Below are 18842 nucleotides of genomic sequence, written 5' to 3' on the forward strand. Positions count from 1 at the left end.
TTCACTGCTCCTGAAACGGGGTCAGTTTCGAGATCATTTGAACTTGCGAGGGCACAAAACCCAGGCTTGTGGACAAACGCAAGGGACCGCCCACGGCCGCTGCCACGGGTTCAACTGCGCTGGGTGCTTTGGGTTCAATTCGGCGTTTGACCGGGGCTGGCGTTTCCAACACGGGCAACTGCGCTGCGGGTTGTTCCAGTTTGGCCACTTCACCGAACAGCAGCAATCGCGGGCGAATGGTCACCACCAGTTCGGTTTGCTTGGTGCTCTCGGTGCGGCTGCGTGTGCCCAGCCCACTTTGAAAATCATCTTGGGCACGCGACACAGTAATACCACCCAGCAAAATAGTGTCGCCCGGGCGACAACGCACTTGGGTCTTCAGCTCACGGTCGGCCACTTCAGGCAAATTCAGATCGACCCCCAGCGCAGTGAAACGCTTGAGCGCCAAGAGCTCGGTGATTGAAATATTGATGCGGGTGTAAATGGTGGAATCGTGTGCTTCGCCTGTTAGCGACACTTCAAGGCCAGTACGCAGATTCTGCGTATCGGCGGTCGATTGCGCCACTCCATTCACAATTTGCGAACCCACACGCGACACAAATGTGGTGGACTGGCCCACCCGAATATTGCCGTTGGTGCCATTCATCAAACCAATTTTTGGTTGGCTCAATGTTTTGACATCGCCTTGCGACTTTAAAAAATCAATCAGGAAATTGGTCGAAAAATTTTCACCAAAAATCAGGGTTTCAATACCAGTGGCAGTGCGTGTCAACTGCGTAATTCGATCAGCTGTGCTTGAAGCGCCCGCAATGGAAGAATCTGGCGCGGTATTGATTCCATTGCCAGTTTTGTACAACTCCCAACGCACCCCCATGTTGTTGGAGTCATTCAGATCAACTTGCAAAACATTCATGTCGTACACGATCAGCGAACGCGTCGCCCGTGCACGCTCCAGATAATTTTGAATGTCATTCAAGGCCCGGCGGTTGGCGCGAAACACCAGTGATCGGTTAATGCGGTCCAGGTAAACATCGCGTGCGCCCAAGTACTGCATGGTGTTGGTAATGCCAGCCATGCTGTCCTCGTTCAGCACAGGCGGCATGGTGACGACAAACTGTTGCTCAGGCATGATCCTCAACACGCCCGACTCAGTCACTGTCCAGAAAAACCCCATGATCTCGCCCAACTTGTTCATCACCTGCGGCAAAGTGCCACTGAGATTGTTCAGCGTAACCACCCCGTAACGGGACGCTGCATCCGCCCCACCCTCAAAACTCAATGGCATGTTGGTGCTGGCGAAAATCAGCTGCAGCACATCGAACAAGCCGCGTTCTGTCACCGACAGGTTCTCGACCATGCGGTTTGGCAACTCGCCTTCGGAAATTTGTGGCCGAACCCAGAAAGTATCGGAGGGCAAACGCTCAATCGGCAAGGTCACCTGGGGTGCTGCCTGACTGGCTCCGGTTATTTCCGGTGCTTTCAGTTTGGCCCGAAACTCATCTTCCTGCCCGAATGGCCTTAGAGATGAGCAAGCCACTGCGCTGAATGCGACAGCCGCGTAAACACCAATTTTGCTTACCGTCAAAGCGGTGTTTAATGCGGTGTTGGGTTTCATTCTGTTGCTCATCCTTTTAAATCGGTACTGTTGAGTATCCCGATGCAGGATGGGTTAAACATCCCTCTAAGGAGTCACCTCGCCGACCCCACCTTTTCGCGGGATAAGGCGGGGTTAACCGACATTGAAGGAGCAATTCATGAATTGGCTTACGATCAAAAACACCTTGGTAGCTTGCGCAGCAGGCTTGTTATTGACAGGTAGCGTCTACGCTCAGGACTCTGCCCCCGTAAAACGAATGAACACACAGGACATTACCTCGAAGGTGGTGTATCACATTGACGGTGCCGAACAACCGCTGAAGGCGCTGCGCAATATTCGCAATCACCTGGATGTTTCACCGAGAACCACCATCATTGTGGTGACCCATGCCAATGGCGTGGACTTTTTAATGGAAGGTGCCAAGCATGCTGAGACGGGCACACAATACGCCCCACTGGTGAGCGCACTGACCGCCCGCGGCGTTGTGTTCGAGATTTGCGAAATTACCCTGAAAAACCGCAATTTAAAAAGAGACCAGTTTGTGCTCGATGCGACATTCACGCCATCAGGCGTGGTTCGTGTGGCCGATCTGCAAACCCAACAGGGTTTTGCCTACATCAAACCTTAATACCCGCTTGCCATGCAATTGAACTCTCACAAGGCCGTATCACCTCTCACCGTGTTGTGGTGCGGGGCATTCATCATGACCATCTCACTGGGCATACGCCACTCATTCGGGCTTTTTTTACAGCCCATGAGTTTGAGCAATGAGTGGGGGCGTGAGGTGTTTGCCTTTTCAATTGCCATGCAAAACCTGGTGTGGGGGGTTGCGCAACCTTTGTGGGCAGAATGGCCGATCGACTGGGGTCAGCCGTCACCATGATTCTGGGTGGTGCACTGTACACACTGGGTTTGTTTTTGATGGCCATGGCCGAGAGCCCAGGCATGCTGACCTTGAGCGCCGGTGTTTTAATTGGTCTGGGTTTAAGCGGAACCACCTTCCCTGTGGTGTTTGGCGCGGTCAGCCGTGCCATGCCCCCTGAAAAACGCAGCATGGCCATGGGCATTTCCATGGCTTTGGGCTCACTGGGGCAGTTCGCGTTTTTGCCCGGTGGTTTGTTTTTGATCAACCAGGTGGGTTGGTCTTCGGCACTCACCATTCTGGCGTGTTTTGCGGTGATTATTCTGGTGCTGGCCTGGCAATTGATTGAACCCAAAGCCAAGCCCCTGAAAACCGATGATGCACCCTGCAGTGCCGAGTGCCCGAACACCGCAGCCAGCCACCAGGAAGCACCTGCAAACAAAGAGCTGGGCATGTGGGCCTCGCTGGGGCAAGCCATACGGCACCGCGCCTTCCTAATGCTGAGCGTAGGTTACTTTGTGTGCGGCTTTCAAATTCTGTTCATCAGCGTACACCTGCCCAGCTATCTTCAAGACAGCGGCATACCTGCCAGTGCGGGCAGCACAGCCTTGGCCTTGATTGGCCTGTTTAATATATTGGGGAGCTACCTGGCCGGCTTGTGGGGTGGCAAGTTCAGAAAACCCATGTTGCTAACCGGCATTTATGGCCTGCGCGGAGTGCTGATTGTGGCTTTCATCCTGACTCCCTTAAGCACATGGAGTGTGTACTTGTTTGCAGCGGGCATGGGCGTGTTGTGGTTATCCACCGTGCCTTTAACCACAGGTACCGTATCAGCCATGTTTGGTGTTAAAAACCTCTCCATGCTAGGTGGGTTGGTATTTATGTTCCACCAAATTGGTGCCTTTGTAGGTGGATGGCTGGGCGGCCTTTTGTTTGATGCCACTGGCAGCTACACACTGGTGTGGTGGATATGTGTGGCTTTAAGTGCAATTGCCGCTGCTGTAAACTGGCCAATCCAGGAACAAACCGCAAGCCCGAATGAACCCACCGCACAAGCCGCCTGAAAACCAACAAACCAGTGCACCACTGATGCCACGCTGGGCCAAAGTGGTGTTGGTGGCGTTCGCATTGCTGGTGATGCTGGGCTATGCAAGCCCCGACATGCGGGCAATGTATGTGGCCGCATGGGCAGCGTGCTTTTGAATACCCAGACTTTTAGCTGAAAAAACCAAACACCCACGGTATTAAAAGCGCACCAAAAATACCGTGCAAACCCATACCCAGACTGGCGTAGCGCCCAGCCTCGGGGTGCACCGAAAATGCCCGTGCTGTGCCAATACCATGCGCGGCAAGCCCCATGGTAAAACCGCGCACCCACCAACGCTTCATGCCCATTGAATTAAACAGCCAGGTGCCCACAGCTGCCCCCAGAATACCTGTCACGATTGCAAACAAAGCCGTGAGCGTGGGCGAGGCGCCAATGCGTTCGCTCACGCCCATGGCGATGGGTGCTGTCACCGATTTGGACCACAGGCTTTGTACAATGTCCAGGTTGGCCCCCAACAGATGGGCCGTACCCAAAGCGCTGCCGATCGACAAAGCACCACCCACCAACAAGGCTGCACTCAACAACACCAAAGTACGAATTGTTTGCCCCTTAACCGCGGTCAGCCCCTGGTAAATGGGTACTGCCAAAGCCACGGTGGCTGTACCCAATAAAAAGTGAACAAACTGGGCACCTTCAAAATACTGCTGATAACTTAAGCCCGTAATTTGCAAAAATGCGGCCAACAACAACACAGCAATCATGACCGGGTTGGTGAATGGGTGTTGCCCACTTTTTTTGTAGCACCAAAGGCCAATTTGATAGGCCAACAAAGTGAGAAACAAAGCGCTGAGCGGGTTACCGCTAAGGTAAACCCAAATTTCAGGAAGCTCCAGCACGCGGCGGGCGGAATCACTCATTCTTGCCACCCTCGCTCACTTCACCCGGCATGAAACGGGCAGCCAGCTTGTCGAGCAACCAGGCAGTACCCACCAAAGTCACCACCACGCTGACCAGCAAGGTCATCAAGATCACCACACCAAATTCGGCCAGCACAGGCCAAAACACCACCACACCCACCGCCGCTGGCACAAACAGCAAACCCAGGTTTGCGGTGAACACATTGGCAGTCGATTGAATATCGGCGGGCACACCGCCCTTGATGAAGAAGAACACCAACAATGCGATCAAACCCAGCACGGGACCGGGAATGGATGGGAACAGGGCGAAACTGAGCAACTCGCCCAAAGCCTGAAAAGCAAGAAGTATCGTCAATGATTTAAGCATGTGGCAGTGTAGCGCCATGAAATTTTTATAGTCAACCTGAAAAAGCGTGAGGCGTTAGAATGAAGTGGACAGCAATTGATTCAGAACAAAACCCAAGGAATACACCATGAACAAATTCAAACTTTCAGCAATCGCCCTTACTTTGTTTGCAGCAGGCTGTGCCAGCAACGGCGGCGGCATATTTCAGCAACCGCAAGCCCCACAACAGCCTGCCCCCGGGTCGCCCGTGGCCGTAGCAGGTTGCCCGGTTGCCCCTGAGCGCAAAGTAGACAACACCAAAACTGCAATTGGTACCGCAGTGGGTGCAATTGGTGGTGCCATTGTGGGCAACAGCATTGACGGCAAAGACACCGTACGCGGTGCGGCCTTGGGTGGCCTGTTCGGCTACCTGGTGGGCAGCCAGATTGCAGTGCGTGAGCAACGCGATGGTTCTGTGATGCTGGACATTCCCGGTGCAGCCTTGTTTGACACCAACAAAACAGCAATCAAATCGCAATTTGCCGGTACATTGGACCAAATTGCAGCCACACTGCGCGATAACCCCAACACCATTGTTTGCGTGATTGGCTACACCGACAGCACCGGCAGCGACGAGTACAACCAAGACCTTTCAGTGCGCCGCGCACAATCGGTGACCAGCTTTCTGACGGGCAAGGGCATTGATGGTGGTCGTTTGACCGCAGCCGGTTTGGGCGAACGTTTCCCGGTGGCCACCAACGACACCGAAGCTGGCCGCACTCAAAACCGTCGCGTTGAAATGTACGTGCGCAACTAAACCGTCCGATGCATAAAAAAAGCCACCTTAGCAGGTGGCTTTTTCATTGCACAAAGAAAACTTATGCAGTTTCTTTCGGCTTGTCGCGCAGCTCACGACGCAAAATTTTGCCCACAGGCGTTTTAGGCAAATCGTCCCGGAACTCTACGAATGACGGGATTTTGTAACCAGTCAGGTTTTGGCGGCAATGCGCGATCAGATCCTCTTTGGTCACACTGGCGTCTTTCTTCACCACGACCAACTTTACTTTCTCGCCAGTCACTGGGTCGGGCACGCCCACCACGCCACATTCCAGAACACCAGGGTGCTGGGCAACCACGTCTTCAATTTCGTTCGGGAACACGTTGAAGCCGCTTACGATAATCATGTCTTTCTTGCGGTCCACAATCTTCACAAAGCCTTGCTCGTCCATGGTGCCAATGTCACCTGTCGCCAACCAACCATCTTTGTCGATTGTTTTGGCGGTTTCTTCAGGGCGGTTCAAGTAACCCAACATCACTTGTGGACCGCGCACACAAATTTCACCAGGTTCATTCAAACCAGCCCACAGACCATCGTCGCGCTTCAAACGCACCTCGGTGCCAGGAATAGGCAAGCCCACATTGCCACGGAATGCAGGGCGATCGCCACCATGCAACGGGGGCACTGTCACCACTGGCGAAGTTTCTGTCATGCCGAAGCCCTCAGATATCGCGCAACCAGTGACTTTGAACCAACGCTCGGCGATAGGCTGTTGCAGTGCCATGCCGCCGCTCATTGCAAACTTCATATCCGAGAAATCGCGATTGCAGAATTCTTCGTTGTTCAGGAAAGCATTGAACAGCGTATTCACCGCTGTGATGACATGGAATTTTTCCTTGCGCAGCACCTTCATCACGGTGCCCACGTCACGCGGGTTGGCAATCAGAATGTTGCGTGCACCGAAGGTCATGAACAACATGCAGTTCACGGCCAGTGCGTAGATATGATAAAGCGGAAGCATGGTGACCACGCAAATCGGGTCTTTGCCAATGGCTTCGCTCATCCAGGCCAGGCCCTGTTCCATGTTGCTCATCAGGTTGCGCTGAGTCAGCATGGCGCCCTTGGACACGCCAGTGGTACCCCCCGTGTATTGCAGCAAAGCCACGTCATCCAGCTTGGGGCTTGGCTTGGGGTAAGAAACACCTTTGCCGGCGGCCAGTGCCTTCTTGATGGGTACGGCTTGCGGCAAATTGTAGGCAGGCACCATCTTCTTGATTTTACGCATCACGAAGTTGACGATGAAGCCCTTCAAGCCACCCAGCAAATCGCCCAGCTGCGTGATAACAATATTCTTGACCTTGGTACCCTCGAGCGATTGCTGCAAAGTGTTGGCAAAGTTCTCGAACACCACAATGGTGGTTGCGCCAGAGTCTTTCAGTTGGTGATTCAGTTCACGCACGGTGTACAGGGGGTTGACGTTGGTGAGCGTGCAACCCAGCTTCATGGCACCCACAAAGCACACTGGAAACTGCACACAGTTCGGTAGCATGATGGCTACAACATCGCCAGCTTTGACACCAATGGACTTCAAGTAGCCGGCAAACTGATCGGACATGTCATCGACCTGTTTGTAGGAGAACTCAGTACCCGCCGAGACGAAGGCTGGACGGTCAGCGTACTTTTTCAAACACTCAGCAACCAATTCCAGCATGCTGGTGTAACGCAGAGGTGGCATGTCGCCTGACACGCCAGGAGGGTAGCTTTTGGTCCAGTAACGGGACTCGAAAAGCTCTTGCGCTTCTTTGCTGACAAAACCATTGAATTGATCGGGCGATACCTTAGGGGCGGCCTCGTCGGGACGTGCTGACATGTACTGATCTCCTGTAAACCGAGCGGATGCGGCCAAGGAGGTGCCACTTTGGGTGGCTTTTTATGTCTCCCCGGCTGAGCCTGCGTGGGCTCGGTTTTTATAAGTGTTGTATAAGACTTCCGGCAAATTCAACAATACCATTCTTCCTGCGATTTTGGTAAGAATCGCGTAAGTTAGCCCAAAGATTTCAGGATTTTAGACGCAGTACTCGATTTACCGGCGCAATTTTCCCATCCGAAAAAACATCAAATATGCAGCAAATTCCTCTGCTTGATCTCGGCACGGGTCAGGACTGGAGTAATGCAGGCATCCGCATTGCCAAACACCTGCTCCCAATGGGCAAGGGGCTGAGAAGCAATCAGCGCCTTCATGTCAGCCAGCATTTGAATTGCGGGCGGGGTGCCTGGCATGGCACCTCGGCTCCAGTGAATATTCACCCACTCTGGCTTGCCCATGGCCTCGCAGGCCACTTTCCAGAACTTGTGCTCGAGCGAGCCCACCGCCAAATGGCGCTGGTCTGCAGTTTTGTACACGTTATAACAAGCCAGGCCACCGCTGAGTAAGTCGTCTTGGTGACGGGCCGGTTTGCCACTGAGCATGATCCACATTTGTTCCATGCTCTCGGGCATGATGTTTTGCTTCCACAGGTTGTGGGTCATGGACACATCCACAAACGTGCCCTGCCCTGTACGCTGGGCTTTCAGCAAAGCTGCCAAGATGCCCTGCACTGCCGCAGACGTGCCACCAAACAAATCACCAAACTGAACAGCAGGCACCGGGATATCGCCGTCGGCTGTTTGCAAACCATCGAGCACGCCACTTAAGGCCATGTAGTTGATGTCGTGACCAGCCTTTTCAGCCAATGTACCTTTCTGGCCATAACCGGTGATGCAACACATCACCAGCTTCGGGTTCAGCGCTTTCAAAGTGTCGTAGTCACAGCCCATGTCCGCCATGACGCCGGGACGGAATCCATCAATCAGCACATCGGCCTTGTCAGCATGATCCTTCAAAGCCTGAATGCCCTCGGGCGTGCGAAAGTCGGCAGTCACAATCTGTTTGCTGCTGTTCAACGCGGCATACAACATGGGCATGCTTTTGGCATCATCCCCATGGGGCGGCTCCATCTTGATGACCTTGGCACCCATTTGCTGCAGGATCAGCGACGTGGCTGGTCCGGGCAAATTGCGCGACAAATCGAGCACGGTGATGCCTTCGAGCAAGGTGGGGTCTTGAATGGGTGACATGTGTGACGGCCTCGGTGATTAATTGTGGGATAACGATGTTGAATTTGAAGAGGAACGATGCAACTCGGCTTGAGGCACCATTCGCTTCGCCCTAAGCAAGGTTTCTCGATCCGGCTTGATGCTTCTGGCTTGGGGCATGCGAAACGCCACGGCGTCTTCGCATCGATTGCTTACAGCAATCGCCCCTCGCTGCGAATCCGCCGGGAAACCTTGCAAAGTCGGGTGAAACGAACGGTGCCCCAAGCCAAGCCAGGGCACCGCTCACATTTGCATACGCCTTAAGAGTTTACAACCCTCAAGCGCTCGCCCTGCACGGCTGCACCATGCGCAACATTGGGCACATTGGCACATTCAAAGCCGGGTGCATAGCTTACCGAGTTGTCACCGAAAAATTCCTGCGGTGTAAACTCGTCTACCATAATGGCTTCAAGGCTGATTCGGTTGGCACGGTCCAACAGCTTTTTGTCCGCTGCGGTAATAATGCCTTTGGCCAACGCAGCTTCTGCCATTTCTTGCACAGAACCTTTGTCCACCAGCTTCGAGCGGCGCGCCTGAATCACTTTCATTTGCACCACTTCAGCTTCTTGCACGGCCTGGAAGGCTGCCATCAAACGCTTCACACCTGTGGTTTGGGCCAACACTTCATCGCTGTCCAAATCCGCCAGGTTGAACTTGGGCATGTACAAGTCGCCTGTGATGCGGCCCAGTTGTGCGCCACTCTTGGTGATTGTTTTGGCCACGGTGGGCACCAAACGATCCAGACCCGAACCCACAATCGGATTCACGCGCAAGCTGAAGTAACCCACTGTGCGCAACAGGAAACCGACTGCGTTGTTGCCAAAATTGGCGTAAATGGATTCAAACGCTTTTTGCACCTTGGCCAAGGCGTATTCGCAAGCGTACTGAACCAATGGCAAGTCCTCTTTAATTTCACCTTCAGCCACATAGCGGCGAACGGTAGAAATGGCGAGCAATTGCCAACCCAAGGCATCAGCAAAATGGCCTGTCAGTTGCTGGCGCGCTTTCAGCTTGCCACCCACGGTAATCAGGGCCATGTCGGTGAGGAATGAATATCGGGATGAAGCCCAGGCCAACTTGCGCAGGTAAGGTGTAACGCCGTCAATCTTCGGTGTGCTGGCCATGTAACCACGGGTCAGCGTAAGACCAACCAAACGGCTAGTGTTCACCACCATGTGGCCAATCCAGCCTTTCAAGGCGCTGCTGAATGTGGGCAGGTCGTTGGCTTCCAGCGCATTCGCAATTTTGAATGCGTAGGGGTGACAACGCACAGCACCTTGCCCAAACGTAATCAGCGAACGGGTCATGATATTCGCGCCCTCAACGGTAATTGCAACCGGGGCTGAACAGTAGCCACGGCCAATCACGTTGTTGGGGCCTTGCATCACACCAGCACCTGCCATCACGTCCATGGCGTTTTTAGCTTGCTCACGTGAAAGTTCGGTGAGGTAGGCTTTCCACACAGCCGACACCACTGGGGGCTGTTCGCCGTTGTCCAGTGCGCTCAACGCGTACACACGCGCAGCTTCGCTAAGGTAGGCCATCGCCGCGATTTCAGCCAGCTTTTCCTGAATACCTTCCATTTCAGCAATCGGCATGCCGAACTGCTGGCGAACACGGGCGTATGCGCCAGAGGCAGCCGCTGCTGCACGGATGCCGCCGACCGCACCAGCCGGCAATGAAACCGCACGGCCACCGGCCAGCTGTTCCATCAACATGCGCCAGCCTTGGCCAGCGCACTCTTTGCCGCCAATAATTTCGTCCGCATCAATCACCACATCGCGGCCAATAATCGGGCCGTTGTAGAACGCATCACCAATCGGCTGGTGGTGTTTGCCCATTTCCAAACCAGGTGTGCCACGGTGTACCAGAGCCACTGTAATGCCGGGCTCTGCACCCTTGCCCAACAGGTTGTCTGGGTCGTGCAGCTTGAATGCCAGCGAAATGAGGTTGGCCACCGGTGCCAAGGTGATGTAGCGCTTGCGGAAGTTCAGCTTGATTTGAACCTTGCCCTCTGCGTTTTTAAATACCACACCGCGCGCCAGAATGGACGCAGCATCGGAGCCTGCTGTGGGTTCGGTCAAACCGAAACAGGGCAGGTATTCACCACTGGCCAGGCGCGGCAGGTAGTGTTCTTTTTGTCCCTGTGTACCGTAATGCTTGATCAACTCAGCTGCCCCCAAGCTGTTGGGAATCACAACCAGTGTTGACAGCAATGGGCTGTGCGATGTGATCATCGCCATGATGGTAGAAATGGCGTTGGCCGAAAATTCCAGACCACCAAACTTTTGGGGAATCAGGAAGGAATAAAAACCGGCAGATGCCAAAAAGTCGACTGCTTTTTTCGGAATGATGCGTGTGGTCGCAATTTCATGCGGGTCGCACATTTCGCACAGTTGCTGCACCGGGCCGTCGATGAAATCGCGCTCGCGCTGATTCAATTTCGAGTACGGCTCGGCAAACATTTTTGCAAAATCGGGCTTGCCGGAAAACACCTGCCCGTCAATCCACACCGTGCCTGCTTCAAGCGCCTGGCGCTCGGTCGGCGAAATTTGCGGCATGGCTTTGGCTTTGATCAAGCCATTCATGATTGCTTTGAATACCATGGTTACTGCTCCTGTTTTCGTCATTCATCGCGAAGCAGGCTGCCCTTGGACAGCTTGCTTCGCAGGGTAAAAAATCAAGCCAGCTTGTCTTCCAGCTTTTTGCCTTGAGCTGCCATTTCCACCAGCATGCTGGCGGGCTTAAAACGTTCGCCATACAGAGCGGCCAGTTCTTCGCAACGCTTAACGAATTGAGGCAATCCTTTCGCGTTGATGAACTGCAACATACCGCCTGTGAATGGCGCGAAGCCCAAACCGAAAATGGAACCGATGTTGCCATCCGCCACGGAACGCAGCACTTTTTCCTGCAGGCAGCGTGCGGCTTCATTGGCCTGGATATACATGAGGCGGTCTTGAATTTCCTGTGAACTTGGCTGCTCTTTGGCCAGCGGGAATTCTTCGCTCAAACCCTTCCACAAAGTTTTGCCTGCGGGGGTGTAGTCATAGAAGCCCTTGCCGTCTTTCTTGCCGATACGGCCATGCTTTTCAGCCACAGTAATCAGTGTTTTGTAACCTGGGTGATCGGGGAAAGTTTGGCCCGCGGCTTCCATGTCTTTTTTGGTTTGCTTCATGATCAGCAAACTCAAGCTGAGCGACACTTCGTCGTACAAAGCCAATGGTGGCATGGGCATGCCGGCTTCCAGACCTGCCATTTCGATGGAACGCGGGTGAACACCCTCGCCCACCATGGCGGCTGCTTCCATCAGGAAGGTGCCAAACACACGGCTGGTGAAGAAGCCGCGACTGTCGTTCACCACAATCGGTGTTTTGCCGATTTGCTGAACATAGTCAAAGCCCTTGGCCAGTGTTTCATCGTCGGTTTTTGCACCCATGATGATTTCAACCAGCGGCATTTTGTCCACGGGGCTAAAGAAGTGCAAACCGATGAACTGGTTGGGGCGCTTGGATGCTTCGGCCAAGCCAGTAATTGGCAAGGTCGATGTGTTGGACGCATACACGGCTGTTGCTGGAATAACCGCTTCAGCTTTCGCAGTGACATCGGCCTTCACGGCGCGGTCTTCGAACACAGCTTCAATCACCAAATCGGCGCCTTCCAGCTTGGAATAGTCGGTGGTGGCGGTAATCAGGTTCAGCAACGCTTCTTTCTTTTCTGGGGTGCTGCGCTTTTTGGCAATGGCTTTGTCCAGCAGGTTGGTGCTGTAGGCCTTGCCCTTGTCTGCACCTTCCTGAGTGGCGTCGATCAACACCACTTCAATGCCCACTTTCGCAGACACATAGGCAATGCCCGCACCCATCATGCCTGCACCGAGCACGCCAATTTTCTTGACCTTGCTTTTGGCGGGTGCGCTTGGGCGGCTTTGGCCTTTCTTGATGCTGTTGAGCTGATACCACAGCGTGTTCATCATGTTCTTGCTTTCTTGCGACAACACGCAGGCAGCAAAGTAACGGCTTTCCACTTTCAAACCAGTGTCGATATCGGTGATACCGCCCTCGAACACGCAGCTTGCAATGTGAGTCAGCGCGGGGTAGTTGCCGAATGCCTTGGCGTTGGCCATGCTCGGTGCAATTGCCCAAATTTGCGCAATGGCTGGGTGCTTGGAATCGCCACCGGGAAATTTGAAACCCTTCACATCCCAAGGCTGCAAGGCCTTGGGGTTGGCGATGGCCCAGGCTTTGGCCTTGGCAATCATGTCCTCTATGCTGTCAGCCGTGTCCTGGATGATGCCCTTCTTCACCGCCTGCTCTACGCGCAGCTCGGTGCCCTGGGTCATCATTTCCAGTGCGCCCTGAATGCCAATCATGCGGGGCAAACGCTGCGTGCCGCCACCGCCGGGCAACAAGCCCAACTTCACTTCGGGCAAACCGAATTTGGCTTTGGGGTTGTTCAGCGCGATGCGGTGGTTACAAGCCATGGCCAGTTCAAGGCCGCCACCCAGTGCGGTGCCGTTCAAGGCGCACACAATGGGCTTCTCGCACTTTTCCATGCGACGCAACAGGGTTTTGAAGGCTTCTGCCAAATCAAAGGCCTGCTGTGGATCGGTGATCTTGTAAACCGTGTCCAAGTCGGCACCGGCCAGAAATTCTGGCTTGCCAGAAGTCAGCACCACACCCTTCACAGCTGCGTCGGTTTCAATGCGGGTCAGGGCTTCCGCAAACGGGCCCATCAATTCTTCGTTCAATACGTTCATGGAACGGCCAGGCATGTCGAGTGTGACTACCGCGATGCCATCCTGACCGAGTTCAAATTTCACTGCACTCATTGTTGTTTCTCCTTCGGCCAATTAAATGCGTTCGATGATGGTGGCAATACCCATGCCGCCGCCCACACACAGTGTGGCCAGGCCCAGGGTTTTGTCTTGCCGCTCAAGTTCATCGAGCAAAGTGCCCAAAATAATTGCGCCAGTTGCGCCCAGTGGGTGGCCCATGGCGATCGATCCGCCGTTCACGTTCACGCGGTCCAGGCTGACACCCAGGTTGCGTGCGGTTTGCATGGGTACCACAGCGAATGCCTCGTTGATTTCCCACAAATCGATATCAGAAGCTTTCAAGCCTGCTTTTTGCAGCGCCTTCAAACAGGCTGGCGTTGGGCCAGTCAACATGATGGTGGGCTCAGAGCCAATCACCGCTGCCGCACGAATGCGTGCACGTGGCTTCAAACCAGCCTTGCGGCCGGCTTCCTCGCTGCCCACCAACACCAAGGCTGCACCGTCAACGATGCCTGACGAGTTACCCGCATGGTGAATGTGGTTGATGCTTTCAACGGTGGTGTACTTGCGCAGGGCGGTTGCGTTGAAACCCATGCTGCCCATCATTGCAAATGAGGGCTGCAAAGTGGCCAGGCTTTCCACGGTGGCATTGCCACGAATGAATTCGTCGTGGTCGAGCATGATCAAACCATTCAGGTCCTTCACAGGCACGCGGCTTTTGTTGAAACGGCCTTCGGCTTGGGCCTTGGCAGCACGGCGCTGGCTTTCCACGGCGTACGTGTCTACATCGGTGCGGCTGAAGCCTTCCAGCGTACCGATCAAATCGGCAGAAATGCTTGGGGAATAAAGCCAAGTTTGTCGTTGATGCGGGGGTCCATGAACCAGGCACCGCCATCGCTGCCCATGGTCCAGCGGCTCATGCTTTCTACGCCACCCGCAACCACCATGTCTTCCAGACCGCTGCCTACCTTGGCTGCTGCCAGGTTCACTGATTCAAGGCCTGAAGCGCAGAAGCGTGACTGGGTAACACCTGCCACTGTTTCGGCCCAACCTGCATCCAGAACAGCTGTGCGTGCAATGTCAGCGCCCTGCTCGCCCACTGGGGTTACACAACCCAGCACCACATCGTCGACGAGGCTGGTGTCGAGATCATTGCGCTGTTGCAAAGCGGTCAGCAGGTTGTTCAGCAACCAAACTGGTGTGGCCTGGTGCAGGCTGCCGTCTTTCTTACCTTTGCCCCGTGGGGTTCTTACTGCGTCAAATATCAGTGCCGATGGCATCTGTGCCTCCTGGATTTTCTGGATTCGGTAATGAAAATTACCGAAGGTATCGTGAATTCTTCACGGTCCAGAATGGCGATGTGCAAACGCACAATCAACCCAAGAAGTTACTTTAGAGTGTCACCTCTATGCATATGGTAATTTGGCTTACCGTTTTTCATCCCCTGTGTAGCGGCGCGCTGAATCATGCATGAAAAACCGGTCTTGAATCGGCGGCTGCAAGCCCAATTCCTTTACGACGCGCAACAACGGCATGTCGCGAGTCCACAGCGTAGTTCCCGGCGACAACAGCACGGAGGCCAACAGGTGCGTGTCCACATAACCCAAGCCCTGTGCATGCAATTTGCGCAACTCGATCAGTTCAAGCACCTCGGCTGGCGAAGCAGGCACTGAGGGCTGCAAATCGGCCAGCCAATTCAGAATGCGATCACGGTCTTGAAGGTTGGCCAGTGCCATTTCACCCAGCACAAAAGGATGACCCAACACACAGCCCTCGTTCAGCAGGCGAACCAGTTGGGGTTCGGACTGATGAAAATGATCCACCCACACGGTGGTGTCGACGAGTACCTTCACAACTGCCACTGCCTGCGAGGAATGTTTTGTAATTCGGGTTGGGTGCCCCCCAACAAGGCCAGCCTGCGGGCGCTTTCCCGCTGTATTAGTGCGCGCAGGGCTTCGCGCAGCAGTTCATTTCGCTCGCCAAGACCGGAAAGCTGCTGGGCTTTGGTTAATAATTCATCATCAAGGTTAACGGTTGTTCTCATGGTGTTGGGTGCTTGTGGTTGACCGCACCAACATTAGCACCAGATGATTCGCCTTTTGATTCACCCCATTGAACCCACGGCAAGTGGGTCCGGTCACTATGAACGCAAGCGCAAGCAACAACAAAGTCGATGTGAATGCCAACCCCGCCAACATGCGAAAGGCCACGCTGGACCGCATAGAAAATGCAGTGCTGGAGCTGTTTACCAACCATGACTTCAACAGCGTGCCTTTAATTGAGGTGGCCCGCACCGCCAATGTCTCACTGCAAACCATTTACAAATACTTTGGCAGCAAGGAACAATTGGTGGCCTATGTGCTGGACGCCACATTGAGCAGGTTGGCCAACCGCATGATCGACCACCTTGAAGGCATTGAAGATTACCGGGAACGCCTGCGCAAAACCCTGTGGGTGATGCTGGACTACTTTGACAAGCACCCCAAGGTGATATTGCTGTTGACCGTATCAATCCCGGCCAGCCGCTACCAGGACTTGCCCGTGTATGAAAGCCCGGAGTTGATGGGGGCTTTTCTGGGCATGCTGAAAGAAGGTCAGCACAAGGGCGTATTTAACGACACCGTTTCAAGCAAGATGCTGCTGGACGTGTTCATGGGCGTATTCGGGCGCGTGGCTCAAATGCACTTTTTGCGCAAGGAAAGCCACAAACTGATTGACCAGTTTGACGACCTGTTTGGAATTTTATGGGGTGCATTGAAAGCGAACTGAAGGCGAACTGACATGGAACCTTGATCACTGATTGGGCACACAATACAAATCAAGCCACCACAATCTGCATGTCGAGTTCTGTTGAAGGTTTCACTGCCGCGGGCTGGAGTCAGCTTGCTGCGCAGGCTGCAAAAACCATGCACACTGATGCGGGTGGCATCGACTTGCCCGCAATTGCACCAAGCGGTGCAGCCTGGACAGCTTTCAAGCAATCTCCCGAATTACGCGCAGCCTACACTGCGCAACTGAACACCACCATCAAGAATATTCAGCAGTTTGTGGGGCAACACGCGAGTACGGGTGCACAACGGCAAAAAGCAATTGGTAATTTGAATCACTTTCTTCAAACCCGGGTCAATTGCAATGCCGACAAGCTTTCACCGTTGGTCGTCAACGAAAGCCGGCGCAACCTGAACCTGTTTGCACAACAACTGAACAACCCGAACATTCCAGCAGACAAAAAACTGTCTTGCGCACTGGCCTTGGCAGAGGGGCTGGGCGTGTGCAATGAAGGCGAAACGCTGAACATTCTTGAAAACACCAGAGACCTGTGCAGCCAGCAAACAGGCTTGGCCGGGGTGTTGACCCGCGCCAAAAACAACCTTATCGAGCAACACCTTCAACAATTGGTAAGGCATGAAGACAAGCCACGTTTAAATGACAAACTTGCCCTGCAACTTGAAATTCACCATATTCAAGCCCTGAAGAATCATGTGGCAGGGCAATGGGGATTGGAAGTAGTTGAGGACCGGTACGCCACACAGGCTTACCAAAACCAGGCGGGCCCGATGGCTGAAGAACTACTTCGGCAAACCATTACACCCGCCGTGCTGGCCAATACAGTTGCCGAACAAATTGCCCAAACGTTTTGCAACCACACCCACAGTAAATTAAGTACCGGCATCCCGACTGAACAACTGAAAACCGAGCCTTTGCGCCGGGCCATTCAGGCCGAATTCGGATCGGAAATTGAACTGGAAAACTGCCTTGAATTCAATGCCGACTACACCCAGGTGAAATTAAAGCCATTGGCCGAAATTTCACTGCATGTCATTGAAAAATGCCAAGACCTGGGCTTGATAAACCCACATGCCAATCCCGTTGGTGTGCTGAAACAAAGCACCCCCGATCTTCAAGCGTGCATCAAGCAGGTGGGCTTCCTGCGCGGCACACCTGCCAACAACCCCGCATATTCGCCCATGTTGTGTAACTTCTGGGCAGGCTACACAAAAACTGTGGTGTCCGATTCCGAGAAAAAACGACATCAGAAGGAGAACTCTCCCGCCGACGTGGTCCGCATTCTGAGAAAGCTTGATATCCAGACCTGATTGAATTTGCACCAGTACGGTGCAAAAATTGCCTAAAAAGCGGGCATCGTTTTTGCAACTTATGCCCCACTTTTAACCAAAAACCTCAAAATTCACCAAAATGGAACAAATTACTCTCGCACTGGACACTCTTTTTGTGCTTCTAGGCGCCATCATGGTGCTTGCAATGCACGCCGGTTTTGCATTTCTGGAAGTGGGCACGGTGCGCCACAAGAACCAGGTCAATGCCCTTGTCAAAATTCTGGCTGATTTTTCAGTCAGCACCATCAGCTACTTCTTCATCGGTTATGCCATTGCTTATGGCGTGGGTTTTTACGAACCAGCCACCGTGCTTAATGAAGGCAACGGCTATTCGCTGGTGAAGTTTTTCTTCCTGCTCACCTTCGCGGCCGCCATTCCTGCCATTGTGTCGGGTGGCATTGCCGAGCGCGCGCGCTTTGTGCCCCAATTGGTGGCCACCGCGGCTTTGGTGGGTTTGGTTTACCCCGTGTTTGAAGGCATGGTGTGGAACGGCAACTATGGCTTTCAGGAATGGCTGACTGCCAGCTTCGGCGCCCCCTTCATGGACTTCGCAGGCAGCGTGGTGGTTCACGCTGTGGGTGGCTGGATCGCCTTGGCCGCCGTGTTGCTGCTGGGCTCACGCCGTGGCCGCTATACCAAAGACGGGCGCATCAGCTCGCACCCGCCCTCATCCATCCCCTTCCTGGCGCTGGGCAGTTGGGTGCTGGCAGTGGGTTGGTTCGGTTTTAACGTGATGAGCGCCCAGAAAATTGAAGGCATTTCAGGCTTGGTGGCCGTAAACAGCCTGATGGCCATGGTGGGCGGCACCCTGGGTGCCTTGGCTGCGGGCCGCAACGACCCAGGCTTTGCCTACAACGGCCCATTGGCCGGTTTGGTGGCCGTGTGTGCGGGCAGCAATATCATGCACCCGCTGGGGTCGCTGGCTGTGGGCTCCATCGCAGGCGTGCTGTTTGTGTACATGTTCACTTTCACGCAAAACCGCTTGAAGGTTGACGATGTATTGGGTGTGTGGCCATTGCATGGCATTTGCGGCGCCTTTGGTGGTATTGCAGCAGGCGTATTTGGCCAGCAAGCCTTGGGCGGCATGGGCGGAGTGTCGTTCATGAGCCAGTTGATCGGCACTGTGGCCGGCGTGGCATTCGCTTTGCTGGGTGGCTTCGTGGTGTATGGCCTGTTAAAAATGACTGTGGGTATTCGCCTGAATGAAGAAGAGGAATTCAACGGTGCCGACCTGACCATTCACAAGGTCAGCGCCAGCCCCGAACGCGAAACCAGCAGCTGGTAATTTACA

The 18842-nt window shown here is 54.1% G+C and carries 17 protein-coding genes and 1 pseudogene; 8 read left to right on the plus strand and 10 right to left on the minus strand.

Annotated elements, in window-relative coordinates; all coding sequences use genetic code 11:
* Position 1: 1 nt before the first annotated feature.
* Complete coding sequence (locus BSZ31_RS02095) at positions 2 to 1615, minus strand: type II secretion system protein GspD (protein ID WP_168426810.1); 1614 nt, start codon at positions 1613 to 1615, stop codon at positions 2 to 4.
* Positions 1616 to 1754: 139 nt separating this feature from the next.
* Here BSZ31_RS02095 and BSZ31_RS02100 point away from each other — a divergent pair, with 139 nt between their 5' ends.
* From BSZ31_RS02100 to BSZ31_RS16815, 4 genes are all read left to right on the plus strand, one after another.
* Complete coding sequence (locus BSZ31_RS02100; protein WP_105027338.1) at positions 1755 to 2225, plus strand: DsrE family protein; 471 nt, start codon at positions 1755 to 1757, stop codon at positions 2223 to 2225.
* 75 nt (positions 2226 to 2300) lie between these two features.
* Positions 2301 to 2480, plus strand: coding sequence for a hypothetical protein (locus tag BSZ31_RS17725; protein ID WP_369907253.1), 180 nt, complete (start codon positions 2301 to 2303; stop codon positions 2478 to 2480).
* The gene (locus tag BSZ31_RS02105) at positions 2447 to 3523 is read left to right on the plus strand and encodes an MFS transporter (RefSeq protein WP_369907254.1); all 1077 of its coding nucleotides are present in this window, start codon (positions 2447 to 2449) and stop codon (positions 3521 to 3523) included. Before BSZ31_RS17725 ends, BSZ31_RS02105 begins: the two co-directional genes overlap by 34 nt.
* Positions 3498 to 3662 carry a hypothetical protein gene (locus BSZ31_RS16815; RefSeq protein WP_168426811.1) on the plus strand — a complete coding sequence of 55 codons (165 nt, stop codon included), beginning with the start codon at positions 3498 to 3500 and terminating at the stop codon, positions 3660 to 3662. The genes BSZ31_RS02105 and BSZ31_RS16815 overlap by 26 nt, the downstream gene beginning before the upstream one ends.
* Positions 3663 to 3674: 12 nt before the next feature.
* Here BSZ31_RS16815 and BSZ31_RS02110 read toward each other — a convergent pair whose 3' ends face one another.
* Positions 3675 to 4424 (minus strand): LrgB family protein, encoded by a 750-nt coding sequence (locus tag BSZ31_RS02110; protein ID WP_105027339.1) that lies wholly within the window; start codon positions 4422 to 4424, stop codon positions 3675 to 3677.
* Positions 4417 to 4791, minus strand: coding sequence for a CidA/LrgA family protein (locus tag BSZ31_RS02115; protein ID WP_105027340.1), 375 nt, complete (start codon positions 4789 to 4791; stop codon positions 4417 to 4419). The genes BSZ31_RS02110 and BSZ31_RS02115 overlap by 8 nt, the downstream gene beginning before the upstream one ends.
* A 106-nt stretch (positions 4792 to 4897) precedes the next feature.
* Here BSZ31_RS02115 and BSZ31_RS02120 point away from each other — a divergent pair, with 106 nt between their 5' ends.
* Positions 4898 to 5566 (plus strand): OmpA family protein, encoded by a 669-nt coding sequence (locus tag BSZ31_RS02120; RefSeq protein WP_105027341.1) that lies wholly within the window; start codon positions 4898 to 4900, stop codon positions 5564 to 5566.
* Positions 5567 to 5627: 61 nt separating this feature from the next.
* Here the strand turns inward: BSZ31_RS02120 and BSZ31_RS02125 are convergent, their stop codons facing one another.
* The 7 genes and pseudogenes from BSZ31_RS02125 to BSZ31_RS02155 all read right to left on the minus strand — a co-directional run bounded on the left by BSZ31_RS02125 (position 5628) and on the right by BSZ31_RS02155 (position 15477).
* Positions 5628 to 7397 (minus strand): AMP-binding protein, encoded by a 1770-nt coding sequence (locus BSZ31_RS02125; RefSeq protein ID WP_105027342.1) that lies wholly within the window; start codon positions 7395 to 7397, stop codon positions 5628 to 5630.
* A 245-nt stretch (positions 7398 to 7642) separates the two neighbouring features.
* On the minus strand, positions 7643 to 8644 hold the full coding sequence (locus BSZ31_RS02130; protein WP_105027343.1) for a CaiB/BaiF CoA-transferase family protein: 1002 nt from the start codon (positions 8642 to 8644) through the stop codon (positions 7643 to 7645).
* A gap of 278 nt (positions 8645 to 8922) precedes the next feature.
* A complete protein-coding gene (locus BSZ31_RS02135; protein ID WP_168426812.1) occupies positions 8923 to 11268 on the minus strand; it encodes an acyl-CoA dehydrogenase in 2346 nt (781 codons plus the stop codon).
* A 74-nt stretch (positions 11269 to 11342) separates the two neighbouring features.
* On the minus strand, positions 11343 to 13487 hold the full coding sequence (locus BSZ31_RS02140; protein WP_105027345.1) for a 3-hydroxyacyl-CoA dehydrogenase NAD-binding domain-containing protein: 2145 nt from the start codon (positions 13485 to 13487) through the stop codon (positions 11343 to 11345).
* A 21-nt stretch (positions 13488 to 13508) separates the two neighbouring features.
* Positions 13509 to 14713: pseudogene (locus BSZ31_RS02145) on the minus strand (acetyl-CoA C-acetyltransferase).
* Positions 14714 to 14860: 147 nt separating this feature from the next.
* The gene (locus BSZ31_RS02150; protein WP_206018526.1) at positions 14861 to 15286 is read right to left on the minus strand and encodes a type II toxin-antitoxin system VapC family toxin; all 426 of its coding nucleotides are present in this window, start codon (positions 15284 to 15286) and stop codon (positions 14861 to 14863) included.
* On the minus strand, positions 15283 to 15477 hold the full coding sequence (locus BSZ31_RS02155) for a type II toxin-antitoxin system VapB family antitoxin (protein ID WP_105027346.1): 195 nt from the start codon (positions 15475 to 15477) through the stop codon (positions 15283 to 15285). The genes BSZ31_RS02150 and BSZ31_RS02155 overlap by 4 nt, the downstream gene beginning before the upstream one ends.
* Positions 15478 to 15575: 98 nt before the next feature.
* Here BSZ31_RS02155 and BSZ31_RS02160 point away from each other — a divergent pair, with 98 nt between their 5' ends.
* The 3 genes from BSZ31_RS02160 (at position 15576) to BSZ31_RS02170 (ending at position 18836) form a co-directional block, all read left to right on the plus strand.
* Positions 15576 to 16202: a TetR/AcrR family transcriptional regulator gene (locus tag BSZ31_RS02160; RefSeq protein WP_105027347.1), complete on the plus strand. Its 627-nt coding sequence runs from the start codon at positions 15576 to 15578 to the stop codon at positions 16200 to 16202.
* Between the two features lie 68 nt (positions 16203 to 16270).
* On the plus strand, positions 16271 to 17530 hold the full coding sequence (locus tag BSZ31_RS02165; protein ID WP_146106558.1) for a hypothetical protein: 1260 nt from the start codon (positions 16271 to 16273) through the stop codon (positions 17528 to 17530).
* Positions 17531 to 17630: 100 nt separating this feature from the next.
* Positions 17631 to 18836 (plus strand): ammonium transporter, encoded by a 1206-nt coding sequence (locus BSZ31_RS02170; protein ID WP_105027349.1) that lies wholly within the window; start codon positions 17631 to 17633, stop codon positions 18834 to 18836.
* Positions 18837 to 18842 lie beyond the last annotated feature (6 nt).

Source organism: Limnobacter sp. SAORIC-690 (genome assembly GCF_002954425.1).
In the GTDB taxonomy this organism is placed as follows: Bacteria; Pseudomonadota; Gammaproteobacteria; order Burkholderiales; family Burkholderiaceae_B; genus Limnobacter; species Limnobacter profundi.